Consider the following 3041-nt stretch of genomic DNA (forward strand, 5'->3'; position numbering starts at 1 on the left):
GTACTAGTTAAACCTTTAACTCCTGTTAAGGTTACTAAAGAAATTATAGAACAAGTGCCTACTGGAGAAAAAGATGAAAATGGTTATAATTTATACGATACTAAGTCAGAAGTAAAAGAAGTAGATTCTGATTGGTCTATTGGAGTAGTATTAGCTTTACCAGAAGAAGTAACAGATGATAAAGACGGGTATAAGCTATACTTTGGAGTAGGTGATACAGTAGTTTATAATAAGAAGTTTGCTAAGGACTTTGACTTATTTAAGAATTGTCAACTAGTTCGTCCTTATGATATAATTGCTAAACATAATAGAAAGTAATATGGATTATAAAGTAATTAAAGATTTTGATTTCGCTAAGAAAGGCGACGTATTTACAGAAACTGAAAACGGTTATACACTTACTAAAGAAAGTGGCAATACTAAGTACACTATGTCTTTTAATGATAACTATTTAAACGAATTAGTAGAAGATGGTTACTTAGAAAGTAATGATAAGAAAGATACTACTTTAGAAGAAATAAAGAAGTTTGTAGATACAATGACTAAACAGTATGATGAAGACTACAATAAAGTATCTGAAGCATATGCTAATCAAGAAATACCTACCTGTGTAAAGGTAGAGGCAGAAACTGTATATTATAATATGACTAAGTTACTGAACAAAATTAAGAGAATGATTAATGAATAAATTAGTAAAGTCTATAGACAAAGCTGATTTATATTAGGAATTCTTAAAAACCTTAAATGGAATCTTGGGGTTAACTAATAGAGAAATAGAATTATTAGTATTCATGATTACTATGGAAATAGCTAATTCTAAGATTCCAGAAAAGGATTAGAATATAATTTGTTCAGAGAATAGAAAATAGATACACACTTCTATGAAAATGGGTTTAGATAATCTATGTAGATATCTAAATAGATTCAAAGAAAAAGGTATTATATTAAAGAACAAATATAACGAATATCATATAAATAAAGCTTTGATTCCAGTTATTATAGGAGATAGAGTACAAACTACTATTATTTTAAAACTAAATAAATAATGAAGACAGTTGATATTAAAGCAGGTTCTGTATTTGCATATAAGAACTATAATATATTTAAAAAACTACTTTACAAATTGCTTAATAAGTCTTTAAAGTACAATGAATTTGATTTCTGTCCAGTTCCTATTTGTGATCTAGAAATAGATGGTGATATAGATGTATTTGAGCCTATAAAGAATTACTCTTCAAAAGAAGAGATAAAAGCTATGAAAGAATATATGGATTTCTTCTTTAGCGTTAGCGAGTATTACAATACTTCAGACAGTGCTACAAATGTATGCAAGATAATAAATACAATAAGACCTAATACTATAGAAGATATAACAGAGATAGCTAATTCTAAATTCTATAAGAAAATAGTATGATTAGAAAACAAGATATTATATTCTCTACTCTAAGTAAGAACTATAATATTCCAAGATAGGTAATAGAACTTATATGTCAAAGTCCATTTAGATTTACTAAAGATAAGATGTAGGAAATGGAAACAAAACCTATAATGTTTGCATATTTGTTCAAAATTAAACTAAAGAATAGATATAATGGAAAAGAAGATATATAATATAACCTCAGAATCTAGTCCTGCAGATATACTAGCAGCTGCATGTAACGTAGGCAACGTTAATGCTATAATAGATATTAGTATCAAGGAAGATGGTACTCACGTGTATGATTCTCCTTACTTTGAAGTTTCCGTAACGGAAGACATGCTAGTTAAATTTTCAGAGGAAATGATATACCAAAGAAATAGCGTGTTGCAAGAAATGAGAGCTACTACTCCAGAAGAAAATTTTGATTCTATCTAATATGAATATAGAAGAAAGTAAAGTAATGTGGCGTTTAGAGAAAGCTTCATTAGAAAACAGAAAGCTTTCTGAACCAATGTAGCATCTATATAATACAGTAGATGACTTAATAGAAAGAGGAGTAATTACTTATGACTAGTTTGTAAAAGATATAGCAGAAGTAATAAAAGAATCTGCAGATAAAGAAACTGGTATGTGTAAAGATACAGAATCTTTCAACAGTGCAATAGAGAAATTGATATTTAAGTACGGTAAAGAAGAAAATATAAAAGAAGATGGAACAGCAACTGAAATTTAAGAAGTTAGATTATACTATTAAGGATAAGGACGGAGTAGAAACTAAGCATGCTTCAGAGGGAGTATTACCTAGTAGAAGCACAGAATATAGCGCAGGACTAGACTTGTGGTCTACTAGAATTACTAATGAGATAGATAATAGCGGTCAGATTACTTTAACATATCATACTGACATTGCTGTAGAAATACCTGAAGGATATGTAGGTCTATTAGTACCAAAGTCTTCTATATGGGAAAGATCTATTAGACTGTGTAATTGCTGTGGCATTATTGACTCTGATTACAGAGGTGAAATTATGGCTAAGTTTAAGATTACTACAGATGCTATACCTACAGTATATCAAAAGGGAGAAGCATTTGCTCAATTAGTAATTGTTCCTATACTTTTGCTTGAGCCTACTCTGGTAGATACTTTAAGTAATACAGAAAGGGGAGAAAAAGGTTTCGGCGAAGCAGACAAGGTAAAGGAGGAAAATATCAATGATTAAGTACTATACCGTAGATAAATTATCTTATCTCGTAAAGATAAATAGTGAAATAGATATACTTGAAGGAGTAGGGTATATTACTAGCAATATTGATTGGGTATATAGAATACCGGAAGATGGAGTATTAGTTTCTAATACAGGTACTGAAAAAGTAAAAGCAGGCGACATCGTATTCAAGATGTATAGTATAGAAGACAAGTGTTCTTCAGATAGAGAATTAATAGTAATTAAAGATGAAAAACTCATTGACTATTACTCTAGATTACATCAACATTTAGCTTCTAAACAAAGTGTAAACAAAAATGATAGCGAATGTGAAACTTGTAATAGAGTATCAGCATAAGTAATATGAAACTATTTGATATACTTGGAGGTAAAGTAGTAATTCACTCAGATGCTTT

7 protein-coding genes are annotated in these 3041 nt (G+C 29.4%); all 7 read left to right on the top strand.

Annotation, left to right across the window (positions count from 1 at the left end):
- On the top strand, positions 1–318 hold a 318-nt coding region (locus tag ACI3VO_RS07010; protein WP_439757221.1), incomplete at its 5' end, for a hypothetical protein.
- A 1-nt stretch (position 319) separates the two neighbouring features.
- A complete protein-coding gene (locus tag ACI3VO_RS07015; protein WP_439757222.1) occupies positions 320–688 on the top strand; it encodes a DUF7399 family protein in 369 nt (122 codons plus the stop codon).
- Between the two features lie 193 nt (positions 689–881).
- Positions 882–1046 (top strand): hypothetical protein, encoded by a 165-nt coding sequence (locus tag ACI3VO_RS07020; protein ID WP_439757223.1) that lies wholly within the window; start codon positions 882–884, stop codon positions 1044–1046.
- On the top strand, positions 1046–1414 hold the full coding sequence (locus tag ACI3VO_RS07025; RefSeq protein WP_439757224.1) for a hypothetical protein: 369 nt from the start codon (positions 1046–1048) through the stop codon (positions 1412–1414). The genes ACI3VO_RS07020 and ACI3VO_RS07025 overlap by 1 nt, the downstream gene beginning before the upstream one ends.
- A 177-nt stretch (positions 1415–1591) precedes the next feature.
- Positions 1592–1855 carry a hypothetical protein gene (locus ACI3VO_RS07030; RefSeq protein WP_439757225.1) on the top strand — a complete coding sequence of 88 codons (264 nt, stop codon included), beginning with the start codon at positions 1592–1594 and terminating at the stop codon, positions 1853–1855.
- A 275-nt stretch (positions 1856–2130) separates the two neighbouring features.
- Complete coding sequence (locus ACI3VO_RS07035; RefSeq protein ID WP_439757226.1) at positions 2131–2640, top strand: dUTP diphosphatase; 510 nt, start codon at positions 2131–2133, stop codon at positions 2638–2640.
- On the top strand, positions 2633–2983 hold the full coding sequence (locus tag ACI3VO_RS07040) for a hypothetical protein (RefSeq protein WP_439757227.1): 351 nt from the start codon (positions 2633–2635) through the stop codon (positions 2981–2983). The genes ACI3VO_RS07035 and ACI3VO_RS07040 overlap by 8 nt, the downstream gene beginning before the upstream one ends.
- Positions 2984–3041: the final 58 nt, after the last annotated feature.

It is taken from the genome of Intestinibacter sp. (assembly GCF_051866655.1).
Classification (GTDB): Bacteria; Bacillota; Clostridia; order Peptostreptococcales; family Peptostreptococcaceae; genus Intestinibacter.

Coding starts and splice junctions, on each gene's coding strand:
- ACI3VO_RS07015 (WP_439757222.1), top strand. CDS start 320: ATGGATTATAAAGTAATTAAAGATTTTGATTTCGCTAAGAAAGGCGAC.
- ACI3VO_RS07020 (WP_439757223.1), top strand. CDS start 882: ATGAAAATGGGTTTAGATAATCTATGTAGATATCTAAATAGATTCAAA.
- ACI3VO_RS07025 (WP_439757224.1), top strand. CDS start 1,046: ATGAAGACAGTTGATATTAAAGCAGGTTCTGTATTTGCATATAAGAAC.
- ACI3VO_RS07030 (WP_439757225.1), top strand. CDS start 1,592: ATGGAAAAGAAGATATATAATATAACCTCAGAATCTAGTCCTGCAGAT.
- ACI3VO_RS07035 (WP_439757226.1), top strand. CDS start 2,131: ATGGAACAGCAACTGAAATTTAAGAAGTTAGATTATACTATTAAGGAT.
- ACI3VO_RS07040 (WP_439757227.1), top strand. CDS start 2,633: ATGATTAAGTACTATACCGTAGATAAATTATCTTATCTCGTAAAGATA.